The 16,438-nt window shown below is 68.4% G+C and carries 13 protein-coding genes; 7 read left to right on the top strand and 6 right to left on the bottom strand.

The window, feature by feature from the left end:
• The first annotated feature begins 34 nt into the window (after positions 1-34).
• The 7 genes from C8D93_RS12485 (at position 35) to C8D93_RS12455 (ending at position 9,759) form a co-directional block, all read left to right on the top strand.
• Positions 35-253: a hypothetical protein gene (locus C8D93_RS12485; protein WP_110265531.1), complete on the top strand. Its 219-nt coding sequence runs from the start codon at positions 35-37 to the stop codon at positions 251-253.
• A gap of 10 nt (positions 254-263) precedes the next feature.
• The gene (locus tag C8D93_RS12480) at positions 264-1,316 is read left to right on the top strand and encodes a hypothetical protein (protein WP_110265530.1); all 1,053 of its coding nucleotides are present in this window, start codon (positions 264-266) and stop codon (positions 1,314-1,316) included.
• Positions 1,317-1,432: 116 nt separating this feature from the next.
• Positions 1,433-3,637: a DUF1302 domain-containing protein gene (locus C8D93_RS12475; protein ID WP_170124017.1), complete on the top strand. Its 2,205-nt coding sequence runs from the start codon at positions 1,433-1,435 to the stop codon at positions 3,635-3,637.
• Between the two features lie 88 nt (positions 3,638-3,725).
• Positions 3,726-5,252, top strand: coding sequence for a DUF1329 domain-containing protein (locus C8D93_RS12470; RefSeq protein WP_422635960.1), 1,527 nt, complete (start codon positions 3,726-3,728; stop codon positions 5,250-5,252).
• A gap of 20 nt (positions 5,253-5,272) precedes the next feature.
• Complete coding sequence (locus tag C8D93_RS12465) at positions 5,273-6,343, top strand: WD40/YVTN/BNR-like repeat-containing protein (protein ID WP_110265528.1); 1,071 nt, start codon at positions 5,273-5,275, stop codon at positions 6,341-6,343.
• A 24-nt stretch (positions 6,344-6,367) separates the two neighbouring features.
• Positions 6,368-8,905, top strand: coding sequence for an efflux RND transporter permease subunit (locus C8D93_RS12460; protein ID WP_110265527.1), 2,538 nt, complete (start codon positions 6,368-6,370; stop codon positions 8,903-8,905).
• Positions 8,906-8,919: 14 nt separating this feature from the next.
• The gene (locus C8D93_RS12455; RefSeq protein ID WP_110265526.1) at positions 8,920-9,759 is read left to right on the top strand and encodes an SDR family NAD(P)-dependent oxidoreductase; all 840 of its coding nucleotides are present in this window, start codon (positions 8,920-8,922) and stop codon (positions 9,757-9,759) included.
• Positions 9,760-9,940: 181 nt separating this feature from the next.
• On the opposite strand, the gene C8D93_RS12450 is transcribed toward C8D93_RS12455, so the two are convergent.
• The 6 genes from C8D93_RS12450 to C8D93_RS12425 all read right to left on the bottom strand — a co-directional run bounded on the left by C8D93_RS12450 (position 9,941) and on the right by C8D93_RS12425 (position 16,314).
• On the bottom strand, positions 9,941-10,771 hold the full coding sequence (locus C8D93_RS12450; RefSeq protein WP_110265525.1) for a MerR family transcriptional regulator: 831 nt from the start codon (positions 10,769-10,771) through the stop codon (positions 9,941-9,943).
• A gap of 54 nt (positions 10,772-10,825) precedes the next feature.
• Positions 10,826-12,052 carry an acyl-CoA dehydrogenase family protein gene (locus C8D93_RS12445; protein WP_110265524.1) on the bottom strand — a complete coding sequence of 409 codons (1,227 nt, stop codon included), beginning with the start codon at positions 12,050-12,052 and terminating at the stop codon, positions 10,826-10,828.
• A gap of 9 nt (positions 12,053-12,061) precedes the next feature.
• A complete protein-coding gene (locus C8D93_RS12440; protein WP_110265523.1) occupies positions 12,062-13,357 on the bottom strand; it encodes an acyl-CoA dehydrogenase family protein in 1,296 nt (431 codons plus the stop codon).
• 55 nt (positions 13,358-13,412) lie between these two features.
• Positions 13,413-13,877, bottom strand: coding sequence for an SRPBCC family protein (locus tag C8D93_RS12435; protein WP_110265522.1), 465 nt, complete (start codon positions 13,875-13,877; stop codon positions 13,413-13,415).
• A gap of 118 nt (positions 13,878-13,995) precedes the next feature.
• Complete coding sequence (locus C8D93_RS12430) at positions 13,996-15,816, bottom strand: long-chain-acyl-CoA synthetase (protein ID WP_110265521.1); 1,821 nt, start codon at positions 15,814-15,816, stop codon at positions 13,996-13,998.
• Positions 15,817-15,903: 87 nt separating this feature from the next.
• Complete coding sequence (locus tag C8D93_RS12425; RefSeq protein ID WP_110265520.1) at positions 15,904-16,314, bottom strand: hypothetical protein; 411 nt, start codon at positions 16,312-16,314, stop codon at positions 15,904-15,906.
• Positions 16,315-16,438 lie beyond the last annotated feature (124 nt).

Genomic DNA, 16,438 nt, shown 5'->3' with positions numbered 1-16,438 from the left:
CGGTCCCGGCCCGCGTGCACAGGAGACTGGCGGGATGGCTCAAGCAAGCGTGCGAACGCTGGGTGAAGAACTCGGCGGCGCGCCGATAGCGGGACTCGACGCGCTCGACGCCGCCGAACAGCAGGCGCTCGCCGCGGCCGTCCGCAAGGCCCGGCAGCGCCAGCAGGCCCTGCTGGCACAGGCGTTCGACGCGGCACTGGCGCATCTGCCGATGCTGCTGCGCGGGCCGGTGCGCAAGATCCTGCTGCCGTAGGTTCCGCACCATGTCCGGCCTCGCGCATCACGCGGAAATCCAGAAGCTGGCCCTCACGCTGGGCTGCGCCCCCGAAGCGCTGTCCTACCTGGACAAGGTCGACGTTCCGGCCATCCGCGCGCTGCGGGAGCGCGCGACGGCCGTCCTCTTCGACGCCGACGCCCACCTGTTCGGCCGCGTCGCCGCCGCGACCAAGCTGCTGCCGACGCCGCTCGCCGCCGTGATCGCCGAGAAGGCGCTCGGAGCATTGCTGTGCGCCCGCATCGCCGGACAGCTGCCGGTCGAGCGCGCGGTCGACATCGCCAAACGCCTCAAGAGCGGCTTTCTCGCCGACGTGTGCATCGAAATCGATCCGCGCCAGGTGCGCGAGCTGCTCGAACGCATACCGGTGGATCGGGTCGTCGATGTCGCGCGCGAACTGGCGCGACGCAAGGCCTACATCGTCATGGGCCGCTTCGTCGACTGCCTGCCCGAACCGGCGATGCGCGCCGTGCTGGATGCCCTGCGGGACGACGAGGCACTGCTGCGCATCGGCCTGTTCGTGGAGGACCCTGCGCAGCTCGATGCGGTGATCGCGATGCTGCCTGCGGACCGCTTGCGCAACATGATCGCCGTTGCCGTGCATCACGGCGCCGAGCTGTGGGGCGAGGCGCTCGCCCTGATCAACGCGATCGGTCCGCTTCCGCGCCGGCGCATGGCGGCGATCGCCGCCGCGCTGGACGACGCGTCGATCGCGCGCATGCTGGATCTGACGCAGACGCAGGAGCTCTGGCCGCAGCTGCTGCCGCTGATCGCCGAAATGCCCGACGCCGAACGCGTGCGGCTCGCGCGCGCGCCGGGCCTGCACGACGACACGGTGCTCGCGGCACTGATACGGGCGACGGACAGCAGCGACCGGTGGCCGCAGCTGCTGCCGCTCGTCGCGCAGATGGACGCGTCGCTGCAGCAGCGCGCCGCAGCCGTCGCCGCAGATCTGGGCGACGAGATCGTCGCGCGGCTCAACGACGCGCTGCGCGGGCTGGTCGCGAAGCGACGCGATGCCCGAGCCGGCGCCAACGGATGACATTATCATCGATTGCTGTCACAGTAACGTCCGCCTCGCGACACGGTCGCGGGGATGGCGGTGCCCATAAGTCGAAGCGAAAAAAGATGCGAGAGCGAGAGAACGGGGGAGCGACCATGCGCAACACGCGGACTGTCCGTGCCGATATCCGTCACTGGGCGCTGGCGGCGCTGGCCGGCTTGGGTATGGCGACGCCGGCGCAGGCGTTCAGATTCGAGTACGGCGAGATCTTCGGCGACCTGAAGACCCGCGCCTCGTTCGGCGCCTCCTGGCGCGTCGATGAGCGCAACCCCGCCCTGATCGACAAGAACAACCTCGATCCGACGCTGTGCGGCAGCGCGGTGAACGACGCCTGCCTGACATTCAACGAGAACGCCTCGCTGAACCAGAAGCTGGTCGATGCGCCGGGCGCGCACTTCGGCCTCAACAAGGACGACGGCAATCTCAACTACGACCAGGGCGACGTCGTGGCGGCGGTCTCCAAGGTCCGCAGCGAGCTGTCGCTGACCTGGGGCGAGTGGGTGTTCAAGGCCGGCGGCACACTGTTCTTCGATCCGGTCAACGACGACTTCGACGAGTTCCATCCGGATACGACCTTCCAGCCCGCGCGCACACCGCGGAACGACAGCGTGCGCGGCAGCGTCGGTCACGACTTCACGATCGGCAATCTGCTGGTCAGCACGGTGTTCGAGGCGCTTGATCGCGAGTTCGTCGCGACGCTCGGCTACCAGACCATCCGCTGGGGCGAGTCGACGCTGATCGCACTGAACAGCCTCAGCGAGATCAATGCACCGGACGCCCGCTATCTGTACCAGCCGGGCACCCAGATCGCCGCGGTGTTCCAGACCACCCCGGCCGCGGTGCTGTCGACGACGATCGGCGACAGCCTGGCGCTGGATCTGATCTACCTGCTCGCCTGGGATGGCGTCGAGGTGCCCAAGGGCGGCGCGTTCTTTGCGCCCTTTGATGTGATCGGCCGTGACTACGCGATGCTGTCGCTGGGCCAGTTCCACGAGGACCCGGACGGCCTGCAGCGCCTGCCCGGCATCGGCGCGTTGATCTCCGACACCTCGGTGACCGTGCCGGTCGGCCAGAGCGAAGGCGAACCCAGCGACGCCGGCCAGTTCGGCGTCAAGCTGACCTGGTACGCCGCCGACATCAGCACCGAGTTCGGCTTTTACGCGCTGAACTACCACAGCCGCCTTCCCTACCTGAGCATGTACGCCGCCGACGCCACGTGCGTGCAGGACACGACAACCGATGTGCTGCAGGCCATCGCAGACTGTGACGGCATGCGCCTGACCCCGAACGGACTCGAACCGGCGCCGATCGACAGCTCACGGATCTTCCTCGACTACCCCGAGGACATCCAGCTCTATGGCGTGAGCTTCAACACCACGGTCGGCAAGTGGTCGCTCGCCGGCGAGGTCGCCTATCGCCCCAACCTGCCCGTGCAGGTGCAGATCACTGACGTGGTGTTCACCGCACTGCAGCCGGCCCTGCCCGAGAACGAGATCGTGCTGGGCGCGGGCACCGTCAGCGACCTGACCCTCGGTGGCCTGCTGGCACTGGGCCTTGAACCGACGACGGCGCTTGCCCTACTGACCTCCCCGCGCACGATCAATCTGCTCACTCAGGTCGGCGCAAACTTGACGACCAACTTCGCGCTGCCGCCACGCGCCGTCGCCGTGCCGAGCTATCTGATGGCCTACCGCGGCTGGGATCGGGTCACCCCGAACCAGCTGATCCGCGGCTACGAGCGGCTCAATGTCGTGCAGATGGACTTCACCGGCATCCGCATCTTCGGCAGCAGCGAGAACCCGATCGGCGCCGAGCAGGTGCAGCTGATCGCCGAGGCCGGCTTCACCTGGGTCACCGACATGCCGGACCGCAACGTCCTGCAGTTCGAGGGCGGCGACTACGACAACACCCACTACAGTCCCGGCGCCGACGGCACCGGTGATGTCGGCGACCCCGGCGTCAAGCCGACCCAGCGCCTGAACCCGACCCAGCAGCGCGACGGCTTTGCCGACGACTTCGCCACGGGTTATCGCTTCATCGTGCGCATGGAATACAACAACGTGATCTTCGGCTGGACGTTCAAGCCGCAGCTGGTCTGGTCGCACGATGTCTACGGCGTTGCCATCAGTCCGAACCAGAACTTCATCGAAGGCACGATGCTGTGGCAGGTCGGCACCGACATCGAGATCACCCAGCGACTCGGTGCGCAGCTGTTCTACCAGGGCTGGGCCGACGGCGGCACCGTCAACGGCTACCGCGACAAGGATTTCGCCGGGTTCGCCGTTTCATACACATTCTGAGATCCGGATGGCGCGGGTGCCGGGATGGCATCGCGCGGCTTGAAGGCCTGCAACAAAGGAGTGCGACATGCGTAACGCAAGATGGTGGATGACGCTGCTGACGGCAGCCGGTCTGGGCATGACGTCGGGCGCGTTTGCCAAGGCGACGGCCGAGGAAGCGGCCAAGCTCGGCAAGGACCTGACCGCTGTCGGCGCCCAGCGCGCCGGCAACAGCGACGGCAGCATTCCCGAGTGGGTCGGTGGCAAGTACTTCGACGACACCATCCGCAAGCAGACGCCGGCAACCCTCGAAGCGCTGCGTCAGCAGTTCGAGGACGTGCGCAAGAAGAGCCCGGCCGACTTCGACGCCCTGCTCAAGTATCTCGACAGCTTCGAGATCAAGGACTACCCGGCGGTCGACAAGCAGGTCGACGCGATCATCGCCAAGCTGCCGGCAAGCGAGCAGGCGCTGGCGCACAAGCAGCGCGAGCAGATCGGCGGCGGCGGGCAGTACGAGGCACCGCAGTTCATCATCACCAAGGACAACCTCGCCGAGCATGCCGACAAGCTCACCGAGGGTCACAAGGCGATGTTTGCCAAGTACCCCTCGTACCGGATGATCGTTTACCCGACCCTGCGTACCGCCTATTTCCCGGCCGAGGTCGAGCAGGCCACGATCAAGAATGCCAGCAGCGCAGAGCTGATCGGCACCGACGAGATCAAGGACGCGGTGCTCGGCTTTCCGTTCCCGATTCCGAAGAGCGGCGCCGAGGTCCTGTGGAACCACAAGATGCGCTTCCGCGGCAGTGCGGTGCGCCGCTTCAACAACCAGGCGATCGTCAAGCTCGACGGCAGCTTCAAGATCTCCAAGCTGGTCGAGGACGTGAAGTTCAAGTACGCCAACCTCGAAGAGCCGGCGCCGGGCACCAAGATCCTGCTGTACTACCTCTCGGAAGTGCTGTCGCCGCCGCGCGTCGCCGGCCAGCTGACGCTGGTGCACGAAACCTCCGGCGCCGGTGGCAGCGGCCGTGATGCGTGGATCTACAACCCGGGCCTGGGTCGCGTGAACCGTGCGCCGGACGTGGGCTACGACAATCCGTATATCGGCACCGACGGCGAACAGTTCAACGACCAGGTCGACATGTTCAACGGCGCGCTCGACCGCTACGACTGGAAGCTGATCGGCAAGCAGGAGAAGTACATCGCCTACAACTCCTTCCTGATCAACGCGCCGCTGATCAAGTACGCCGACATCATCCGGCCCGGGCACATCAACCAGAACCTGTCGCGCTACGAACTGCACCGCGTCTGGATCGTCGAGGCGACGCTGCGCGACGGCCTGCGCCACCAGTTCAAGAAGCGCCGCTTCTACATCGACGAGGATTCGTGGGCCGTCGCCGTGGTCGACTGCTACGACAACCGCGACCAGCTGTGGAAGGTGCAGGAGGCGCAGTTGCTGACGGTGCCGTTCGTGCCGACGGTCACCGGCATCCCGGAAATCATCTACGACCTGCAGAGCGGCCGCTACTTCGTCACTGCGCTGCAGAACGAGGACCGCATCAGCGACTTCAAGATCGACTACGCGGACAAGGACTTCGCGCCCAACGGCCTGTCGCGCCGGGCGCAAAGCCGCTGAACCGCTGCGGAGAACTGCCGATGCGTCGATCCGCCCATTCCGTCGGCGCCGTCGCCGTCGCCTTCCTGCTGCTGCAACCGCCCGCGGTTGCCGCGCAGGGCGCGGCGGACGAGGACGCCCGCCAGCCACGCCCGGCGCTGATGGCGCCGCGCGCCGCGTCGGCCCTGCTGCTGGACGCGGTGAAGGCCGGCGAGCGCTGGGTCGTCGCCGGCCAGCGCGGCAACATCCTGCTCTCCGACGATGCGAGCGCGTGGCAGCAGGTGCCCGTGCCGGTCGACGCCACGCTCACGCGCCTGCACTTTCTCGACGGACAGCGCGGCTGGGCCGTCGGCTACGACGGCACCCTGCTGGGCACGGTCGACGGTGGCCGCGAGTGGACGCTGCTGCAGTTCGATCCGCAGTGGGCGCGGCCGTACTACGACCTGCACTTCTTCGATGCCGACAACGGCCTGCTGGCCGGCGCCAACGGCGCGCTGCTGGCGACGACCGACGGCGGCCGGACCTGGACCGCGAACGAATCGGAGACCTTCGAGGACCAGCAGAACCTGTACCGGCTCGTCGCGCTCGGCGACGGGTCGCTGCTGATCGCCGGCGAGCGCGGCTTTCTCGCGCGATCGAAGGATCGCGGCGCGAGCTGGCAGCGTCTGCGCTCGCCGTACACCGGCTCGTTCTTCGGCGCACTGCCGACCGGCGACAAGGGCGTGCTGATCTTCGGCCTGCGCGGCAATGCGTTTCACAGCGCCGACATCGATCTCGCCGAAGCGCTCGATGCCGAGGCCCTGCAGGCCCTGCGTGACGCGGAGCTGGACCCCGATGCCGCCAGCGGCGGCGCCAGCCCGGTCAGCGAGGTGGCCGGCTGGCGCGCACTGGACAGCGCACAGGTGGAGAGCCTGTTCGACGCCACGGTGACCGCGGACGGCCGCGTCGTGCTGGTGGGCATGAACGGTCACGTCATGCAGGCCGACCTCGACTCAGGACGCCTGACGCGCCTGCCCGTGGCGCCGGACAACAACATGAACGCGGTGGTCGCCGCCGGCGACGAACTGATCGTGGTCGGCACTGCCGGCGCCCAGCGCATCGCGCTGCCGTAACCGCACTCGAGGGGGTAAAGAGCCATGGCTGGAGCCGCCATCAGCGGTCCGATTACGGACCGCATCCTGCGGGTGGTCGAACCGATCGTCTACGGACGCCGCCACCTGACGCACACGATCCTGCTGATCCTCACGGCGCTGTTCCTCGTGCAGACCGCGCGCCTGCAGCCGGATGCCGGCTACCTCAAGGCAGTGCCGCTGAACCATCCGTACATGCAGAAGTTCCGCGAGTACTACCGCGACTTCGGCGGCGCCAACACGGTGCTGTTCTCGCTGATCCAGAAAGACGGCGACATCTACAACCCCGAGTTCATGAACACGCTGCAGCAGGCGACCGACGACGTGTTCTTCACGCCGGGAGTCGACCGCGCGCGGGTGATGTCGCTGTTCACGCCCAACGTCAACTACGTCGAGAACGTCGAGGGCGGCCTTGCCGGGGCCACCGTCATCCCGCCCGACTACCAGCCCACTCCCGAGGTGCTGGAGAAGGTGCGCTCCAACGTCGCCAAGGCGCAGGTGATCGGCCGTCTGGTCACCAACGACCAGCGCGGCGCGATGATCATGACCGAGCTGCTGGAGATCGACCCGACCACCGGCGAGAAGCTCGACTACCGCGCCGTCGGCAGCTATCTGGAGGAGCTGCGCGAGAAGTACGAGAAGGACGGCATCAGCGTCCAGATCATCGGCTTCGCCAAGATCGTCGACGACATGACCAAGGCCTCGCTCGAGGTCGCCGGCTTCTTCTTCCTCGCGCTGGTCATCACCGGCCTGCTGCTGTGGCTGTACTGCGGCTCGTTCAAGCTCGGCCTGATCCCGCTGGCATCGTCGATCGTCGCCGTGGTCTGGGAGATGGGCCTGCTGCGTACCATCGGTTTCGGCCTCGATCCCTTCGCGATCCTCGTGCCCTTCCTCGTTCTGGCGGTCTCGGTCAGCCACGGCGTGCAGTACGTCAACGCCTGGGTCGACGAAGTCCATTCCGGCAAGGACAGCTTTGATGCCTCGCTGATCACCTTCCGGCGCCTGGCCATCGCCGGTACGGTCGCGCTGCTGACCGACATCGCCGGCTTCGCGACGATCTACCTGATCGAGATCCAGATCATCCGCGAGATGTCGCTCAACGCCGTGCTCGGCGGAGTCGGCATCATCGTCGCGAACAAGCTGTTCGTGCCGATCTGGCTGACGATGATCAGGATCAAGGACGTCGACGCCTTCGTCGAGCGCCAGAACAAGCGCGACGCCGTGCTCGACAAGGGCTGGTGGTGGCTGTCGGGCGTGACCCGCCGGCCGGTGGCCATCAGCGTCATCCTGGTCGCGGCGACGATCACCGGCTGGTCGTTCTGGGCGGCGAAGGACCTGAAGATCGGCGACGCGATCAAGGGCGTGCCGGAGCTGCGCCCCGACTCGCGCTTCAACCAGGACTTCAACGCGATCACCGACAACTACGACATCGCCGTCGACATCTTCAAGGTGATCGCGGAGATGCCGCCCAACGGCTGTATCGACTACCAGCTCGTCGAGCAGATCGACCGCTTCGCCTGGCAGCTCGAGAACAACCCGGGCGTGCAGTCGACGCTGTCGCTGCTGACCTTCGCCAAGCTCGTCTACCAGGGCCTCTCAGAGGGCCGGCTCAATGCGCTGGTGCTGCCGCGCAACCGCTATGCGCTGGCGCAGGCGACCGCGCTGGTGCCCACGAGTACCGGCCTGCTCAACGACGACTGCGACGCGCTCGCGGTCTACATGTTCACCAAGGACCACAAGGCCGACACGATCAGCCACATCGTCGACGAGGTGAAGGCGTTCAACGAGGCCAACCGCGCCGACTTCTTCGCACGCAACCCCGAGGTCACGCCCGAATACTGCGACGACAAGTACGCGGCGTTCCGCGCATACAAGGCCGCCGGCGCCAGCGTGCTCGAGGCGGCCACCGGCGGCGATCCCGAGGCGCAGCGCACCGCGGCCCAGGAGCGCGACCGCCTGCTCGCCGAGTACGAAGCGATGGACCAGAACTGTCCGGTCAACTTCGCGCTGGCCACCGGCAACGTCGGCGTGATGGCGGCGACCAACGAGGTCGTCGAGGACAAGGAGACCGAGGTCGTGCTCTGGGTCTATGCGGTGATCCTCGTGCTGCTGTGGCTGTCCTTCCGCGACTGGCGCGCGATCCTGTGCATCGTGCTGCCGCTGGCGCTGGTCTCGCAGCTCGGCTACGGCGTGATGGCGACGCTGGACATCGGCATGAAGGTGGCCACGCTGCCGGTGCTGGCCCTCGCCGTCGGCATCGGTGTCGACTACGGCGTCTACGTCTACGGCGTGTTCGCCAGCGGTCTCAAGGAGGGCCAGCCGTTGCGCCAGGCCTACTTCGAGACGCTGCGCGGCACCGGCAAGGCGGTGATCTTCACCGGCGCGACGCTCGGTATCTCGGTGCTGACCTGGCTGTGGTCGGAGCTGCAGTTCCAGATCGACATGGGCCTGCTGCTGTTGTTCATGTTCACCGCCAACATGCTCGGCGCCATTCTCCTGCTGCCGGCACTGGCTTCGTTCGTCCACAAGCCGGCCAAATCCTGAACCTTTCCCACTCCATGAAGACATTCCAGAACAAGGTCGCCGCGATCACCGGTGCGGCGTCCGGCATCGGTCGCGCGCTGGCGATCGAGCTGGCCTCGCGCGGCTGCCACCTGTCGCTGTCCGACGTAAACACGGAAGCGCTCGCCGAAACGGCGCAGGCCGCCGGCGCGCACGGCGTGAAGGTGACGACCGCTGCCCTCGACGTGGCGGATCGCGACGCGATCTACGCCTGGGCGGACCGCACCGACGCCGATCACGGACCGGCGAACCTCGTGTTCAACAACGCCGGCGTCGCGCTCGGCGCCAGCATCGAGGGCGCCAGCGACGAAGACCTGCACTGGATCATGGACATCAACTACTGGGGCGTGGTCCACGGGACGCGCGCGTTCCTGCCGCAGTTGCGCGCCTCGGGCGAGGGCCACGTGATCAACATCTCCAGCGTCTTCGGCATCGCTGCGGTGCCCAGCCAGGGCGCCTACAACGCCACCAAGTTCGCGGTCCGCGGCTTCACCGAGTGCCTGCGCCAGGAACTGGAGATCGCCCGCGCGCCGGTCAGTGCCACCTGCGTGCATCCGGGCGGTATCAAGACCAACATCGCCCGGGCGGCACGCTTCGACACCGAGAGCATGCAGGCGCTGACCGGCCGCGGCAGCGACGACGCCAAGGCGCGCTTCGAGAAGCTGTTCCGGACCACGGCAGAGAGTGCGGCCCGCACCATCCTGCGCGGCGTCGAGCGCAACGCGCGGCGCGTGCTCATCGGTGCCGACGCCCACGCGATCGACCTCACCGTGCGGCTGATGCCGACGGCCTACCAGCGCATCGTCTCGGGCTTCACGAAGCTGTCGATGCGGTGAGGGATCGTGTCTCTGCGAGTGCCGGTGGCACTCGCAGAGATCCCGAACGCCCGGCCATGAATGGCCGGGCCGCCGATCCGGACGGCACTCCGCTGCGCCATGGAGGGCCTGGACAGGCAATGTAGGACAGCCATGGCCGCCACGCGGCCGACCCCTACGCGCTCGGCGCACGCGGACCGCCCTACGTTTTCGCTTTCTTCTTCGCCCGCGTCATGTGATCGAGGATCGTTGCCAGCCGGTCACCGAGGTGGCGCGTGGCCGCCGCCTCCATCGCCCGCGCGACCTCGGCATGCACGGCCATCTCCACGAGCGGGCGCAGTCGCCAGATGATCTCGCCCAGTCGCGGCACCTCGTCGGCCGGGGGCAGACCCTTGCCGAAGCGGTCGAACATGTGCTGCTCGACGAGCTGCACCATCTGGTCCGCGGCCTGCTCGACGTTGCCGCGCAGCCGGCCGACGACGTCGAGCATCTCGTCAAGCGGAATGCCGGCGGTCACCAGCTCGGCGCCGGCCTGGATCATGCGCGGACTCGGGGCACGGAAGCGTGCGCCTTCGGGGATCAGGATGCCCAGCTCGGCCGCCTTCACCAGCCACGGCAGCTTGAAGTTGCCGCCGAACAGTTTCACCAGATCGGTCAGCGAGTAGAGCTTCGGCGACTCGTCCGTCCACGGGCTCGACACCGCGGACTCCAGGCCGAACAGGCCGGCCAGATCGGAACCGCGTTCCCAGGCCTCCAGCAGTTCGCCGATGCTGGTCAGCGTGTAGCCGCGCTCCAGCATCTGGCCGATGATGCGAAGGCGCGAGAGATGGGCGTCATTGTAGACGCCGATGCGGCCGCGGCGCTCCGGCGGCGGAATCAGCCCGCGATCCTGGTAGGCGCGCACGTTGCGCACCGTCGTGCGTGCCGCACGGGCGAGTTCCTCGACGCTGTACTCGGCCGGGCGTCGCGACTCGTCCGGTCTCGACGCGGCGCGGCCGGCGCCGGCTCTCTTGCGTGTCTTTGCAGCTGCCATAGCGGACGATGATAGCCCGAAGGCCCGCCGCCGCGGCTCGTCCGGACGCGTCGGCTACTTGAGTTCCGCCGAGGTCTTGCCCAGCAGGCGCCGCGCGACGATCAGCTGCTGGATCTGCTGGGTGCCTTCGAAGATGTCGAGGATCTTCGCATCGCGCGCCCACTTCTCGAGCAGGCCGTGCCCACCTTCACCCTCCGCGTAGCCGAGCGGACCGGCGAGCTCCACGCACCGGAGCGCGATCTCGACGCAGCTGCGCCCGGCCTTGGCCTTGGCCATTGACGCCTGCAGGGAGTTGGGCTTGCGGTTGTCGGCCATCCACGCCGCCTGCAGGGTCAGCAGCCGGGCCGCTTCGTACTCCGACTCCAGCCGACGGCATTCGCTGGCCGCCGCGTGCTGCGCAAACGCCGGGGCGTCGTCGTCGAGTTCGATACCGGCCTGCTCCAGCAGCTTGCGCGTCTCCTCCAGGCAGGCACGCGCCAGCCCGACGGCCATCGCCGCGACCAGCGGGCGCGTGTTGTCGAAGGTCTGCATCACGCCGGCAAAGCCCTTGTCGACGTTGATCTCCGGATCGCCCAGCAGGTTCTCCCTGGGCACGCGCACATCGTTGAGCACGAACGCCGCCGTGTCGGACGCGCGGATGCCGAGCTTGTGCTCGAGGCGCACCAGATCGAAGCCGGGGGTGCCCTTCTCGACGACGAAGGACTTGATCGCGGCACGGCCGAGGTTCCGGTCCAGCGTCGCCCAGACCACGACGAGATCGGCGCGATCGCCCGCGGTCACGTAGATCTTCTCGCCGTTGAGCACGTAGTGATCGCCATCGAGGCGCGCCGTCGTGCGGATCGCCGCCGAATCCGACCCGCAGCCCGGCTCGGTGATCGCCATCGCCGCCCACTTGCCCTTGAAGCGCTCGAGCTGCTCGTCGGTGGCAACGCTGGCGATGGCCGAGTTGCCGAGTCCCTGGCGCGGCATCGTCAGCAGGAAGCCGACGTCGCCCCAGCACAGCTCCATCGTGCCGAGCACGGTCGACAGGTTGCTGCTGTTGCGGTTGCCCTCGTCGGATCGCGCGGCGCTGCGCCGCACGCCGGCGGCGCCGGCACCTTCGCCGCCACCGCCGCCTGCATTCATGCCGTCCAGCAGCGCCCCGAGCATGTCCAGTTCGCGCGGATACAGATGCTCGGCGCGATCGTAGCGACGCGAGTTGGGGCGGAAGATCTGCCGGGCGACCTGATGCGCCTGGTCGACCAGCATGCGGAACTTCTTCGGCGTTTCGAGATTGATCATGGCCGTCCTTCAGATCAGCACCACGCCTTCCATCACCGCAGCCGCGCGCAGGTCGCGGTACCAGCGTTCCACCGGGTGCTCCTTGACGAAGCCGTGGCCGCCCAGCAGCTGCACCGCCTCGGAGCCGATCTGCATGCCCTTGTCGGCGCACAAGCGGCGCGCGATCGCGGTCGCGCGCGCGAAGTCCAGGCCCTGCTCGGCGCGGCTGGCCGCGCGCCAGGTCGCCAGGCGCATGCCCTCGGTCTCGATGCCGATGTTGGCGACGGCGAAGGCCACCGACTGGCGGTGGCTGATCGGCTCGCCGAAGGCCTGCCGTTCGTTGACGTAGGGGATCAGGTAGTCGAGCGCCGCCTGCGCCGTGCCGACGGCGAGTGCGCACCAGCCCAGCCGCGCCAGCCGGATGCACTCGCGGTAGACGATCGGATCGCCGGCCCCGAGCAGCGCCGATGCCGGCAGCTTCACGCCGTCGAACTCGACGCGCATGGTCGATGCGGCGCGCAGGCCCATGGCCGGCTCGGCGGCATAGCGCAGATCCGCACCGGCCGCCTCGACCAGGAACAGCGACGGTCCGGCGTCCTCGAGCGCGGCGGCCACGATCAGCAGCTCGGCGCGGTCGGCGCGCGGCACCAGCGATTTCACGCCGTCGAGCACGAAGCCGTCGGCGGTGCGCCGGACGCGCGTGCGCAGCGTCAGCGAGTCGAACAACGGCTGCGGCTCGCAGATCGCCAGCGCCGCCACCGGTCCCTGCCCCGCGGCGAACGCCGGCAGGTACTGCGACTGCTGCGCCTCGTCGCCCCACAGCACCAGCGCGGTCGACACCGCCGACGGCGCCAGCCCGGCGACCGCCAGTCCCATGTCGCCGTGGGCGAGCGCCTCGGCGATCAATGCGTGGGTGACCGCCGAGCGCTCGGCGCCGACGCCGCCCAGCGCCTCGGGAATCGACATCGCGGCGATGCCGAGATCGTCGATGCCGGCCAGTACCTCGGTCGGCGCAGCAGCCGTCGCGTCCGCGGCCTGCGCCGCGGGGCGCAGCTGCTCGGCCGCATAGGCTGCCGCCGCGTCCCGCAGCATCTGCTGTTCGTCGGTCGGCGTCAGGTCGAACAGGCCCTGCGCGGCCTGATGCGGCAGGCGCGCGGGCTTGAGCAGCTTCTGCGTCGCCTTGAGGCCGCGGGCGAGCGTGTCCGCGCCGCGGAAGCCGAGCCGGCTACCGTGATACAGCGCCTTCTCGGCCGGCTTGCGCAGGCCGAGCCGGTCGACCAGCGCGGAACCGCCGATGCGGTTGACCGCACGCAGACCCAGACCCATCGCCGTGCTTCTGAATGCCATGACCTCGCCTCCTCGGGCCGGGGAACGGCCGCGATCAGTTCAGGGCGTCGCGTGTCTGCTCGAGGAACACGTCGACCAGGCGCGTGAACGTGCCCTGGATGAACGGCGGCGCCACCAGCCGGTACATCAGCGGCACCGGCACGTCGCGCAGCTCGCCCTTCACGTCGAACGACAACCGCGTGCCGTTGCCGCGCGGCTGCAGATGCATGCGCCCCTCGATCGTGGCGTTGCCATGCGTGGGCAGCGGCTTCCATTCGAGCAACCCCTGCTCCGGCTTCACCGAGTAGCGCGCCGCGTAGCGGACTTCGTGCGCGATGCCCGCGGTGCGCGAGCCGATCGGCGCCATCTCCCACAGGTAGGCATGGGGTTCGAGCGCCGTCAGCCGGCGCAGCTTGGGAAACCGTCGGATGGTGCTCTCGTAGTCTTCGAGCAGCGTCCGCACGCGCGCCACCGGCGCGGACACGTCGACGCTGCGGGACACCTGGATGTTGACCTTCATGACCGCGCTTCTCGCACTCTTGCCTCGGATGTCCCGGAGCTTGGCACCCGACGCCGGCCGCGGCCTTGGCCGTGCCGTAGCGTCGTCGGGTCGGCCCGGTCAATCGGGCCGCGCCGGCTCAGAAGCGCACGGCGCCGTCGCGGATCTGCGCGTGCAGTGCCGCAGTCAGCGGTTCGTAGCCGAGGTCGCGATCGCGCAGCACGTACAGGGGATCGTCGACCCGCGCCGGGTCGAAGCCTTCCTGCTTGAGACTGCCCTTGCGGAACTTGAAGGTGCTGGTGGTCTCCTGCTCCGCGCGCAGCCGCAGGAACAACGGCACCGCGTAAGCCGGCAGCTCCGCGCACAGATGCTGCGCCAGACGGCGCAGGGTCGCGACGTCCGGCGTTTGCGAGAAGCTCAGCGCCGCCATGCCGGCCCTGCCGTCCGCGTCCGGCACCTGCACGCCGTAGACCACCGCCTGCTCGATGCCATCGAAACGGTTGCAGGCGGCCTCCACTTCCGTCGTCGCGACGTTCTCGCCCTTCCAGCGAAAGGTATCGCCGATGCGGTCGACGAACTGGATGTGACGGAAGCCCTGGTCGCGCACCAGGTCGCCGGTGTTGAACCAGCAGTCGCCGGCCTTGAAGACGTCACGCAACAGCTTGGCCTGGCTCGCCTGCTCGTCGGTATAGCCGTCGAACGGCGCCTTGTCGGTGACCTCGCAGATCAGCAGGCCCGACTCGCCGCGGCTCACCTTGCGCAGGAATCCGTCGGCGCCGCGGACCGGCGTCTCCGCATCGACGTCGAAGGCCACCACGGCGAACGGCAGCGGGCAGAAACCCGCCGTGCGCGATACGTCGAAGCCGTTGGCGAAGGCGAGATTGCTCTCGCTGGCGCCGTAGAACTCGCTGATGCGGGCGATGCCGAAACGTTGCTGGAAGGCGTCCCAGATTTCCGGGCGCAGGCCGTTGCCGACGATCACGCGCACCCGGTGATCGCGGTCGCGCGCATCGGCGGGCCGGTTGAGCAGATAGCGGCACAACTCGCCGATGTAGCAGAAGCTGGTTGCGCCGCTGCGCCGGATCTCGTCCCAGAAACGCGACGCCGAGAACTTGCGCCCCAGCGCCAGCGTGCTGCCGGTGCCGAGCACGGCGCCCCAGGACACGGTCAGGGCGTTGTTGTGGTACAGCGGCAGACAGCAGTAGAGCACGTCGTCGCGACGCAGCCGTAACGTCATCTGCCCGAGGCCGGCCATGCCCCGCAGCCAGCGGTAGTGGGTCATCACCGAGGCTTTCGGCAGTCCGGTGGTTCCGGAGGTGAAGATGTAGAAGCACGGATCGCGCAGACGCACGCGCGCGGTTTCCGGCGGATTGGAGGCCGCGCCGCCGGATACGCCGTCGGCCAGTCGCTGCCAGCCGGACGGCGCGCTGCCCTCACCGTCCCAGATCCAGCGCATGCCCGGCACCTCGTCCGGCGCGTAGCCGGCCGACGCCAGCGCGTCGACGCACTCCTCGCCGCAGATGACGACGCCGGCGCGCGTCAGCTTGAGGCTGTGCGCCAGCGCCTCGCCACGCTGCTGGTGGTTGAGCATGCCGGCCACCGCGCCGAGCTTGACCGTGGCGGCGACGCAGGCCAGCACTTCCGGCCGGTTCTCCATCAGGATCGCGACGCCGTCTCCGGCCCGCACGCCCTGCCGGCGCAGCAGGCTGGCGATGCGGTTGGCCCAGGCGTTGAACTCGGCGTAGGTCCAGACGCGATCCTCGAAGCGCAATGCCGGCTGTTGCGGCTGCGACACCGCCAGCTTTTCGAGGACCCGGCCGATCGAGTGCTTCTGGTCCGGCTTGAGCCAGACGAGATTCAGCAGCCCGCGATTGACGGTAAACGAGTCCGGCAGCGTACCCAGCGCCCCGCGCAGCAGGTCGCGGAAGCGGACGGTGTCACTCGAAGGGGGCAAGCTCATCGGGCGGAACTGGCGGCTGGAAAACCGCTACTGTCCCGTAGGCTCGCGCGAACGGCAACCGCGCCCGCGCCACGCCGCTGTGTCGCGTCAGGCTTCCGCCGCGACGCTGCGCAGCATGCTCACGCCGCGCATGCGGCGATGCAGCCAGGTGATGAAGTCCTCGCGCAGGGCATCGTCGCGGCGGCCGCGCTGCGACTCGCTTTCGGCGACGGTGAGCACCTGGCGCAGCACGTCGTCGACGAGCGCATCCGGACACGATGTCCCGGCATGGATCAGCTCGGATCGCAGCATCAGGCGGACCGGACCGAGCAGCAGGCGCAGGGGATGTCCCTCGCCGGCGATGGCTGTCCACGTCACCGCCTCGCCGCGCGCCGCCTCCAGCGCCTCGTACCAGAAGGCCTCGATCGCGAGGTCGAGACGCTGCGCCCCCGGCGGCATGCCGCTGGTGACACGCAGCAGACGCCGTCGCAGGCCTTCGAGGAAGTCACGCGGGTCCATGTTCGGCTGATGCCATGAGGGAGACGTTCGTCGTTGCGCCAGTTGCATCGAAACCACGCTCAGGAAAAGGGCTCTCGGTGCGACCGCCAGGAGGTGCGTCCTGCACCTCCCCAGCCGGACCGGT

The sequence above is a fragment of the Sinimarinibacterium flocculans genome (assembly GCF_003201205.1).
GTDB classification, from domain to species: domain Bacteria; phylum Pseudomonadota; class Gammaproteobacteria; order Nevskiales; family Nevskiaceae; genus Solimonas; species Solimonas flocculans.
Note: the sequence above shows the minus strand (reverse complement) of the source record. Positions and strands in the feature narration are given on the sequence as shown.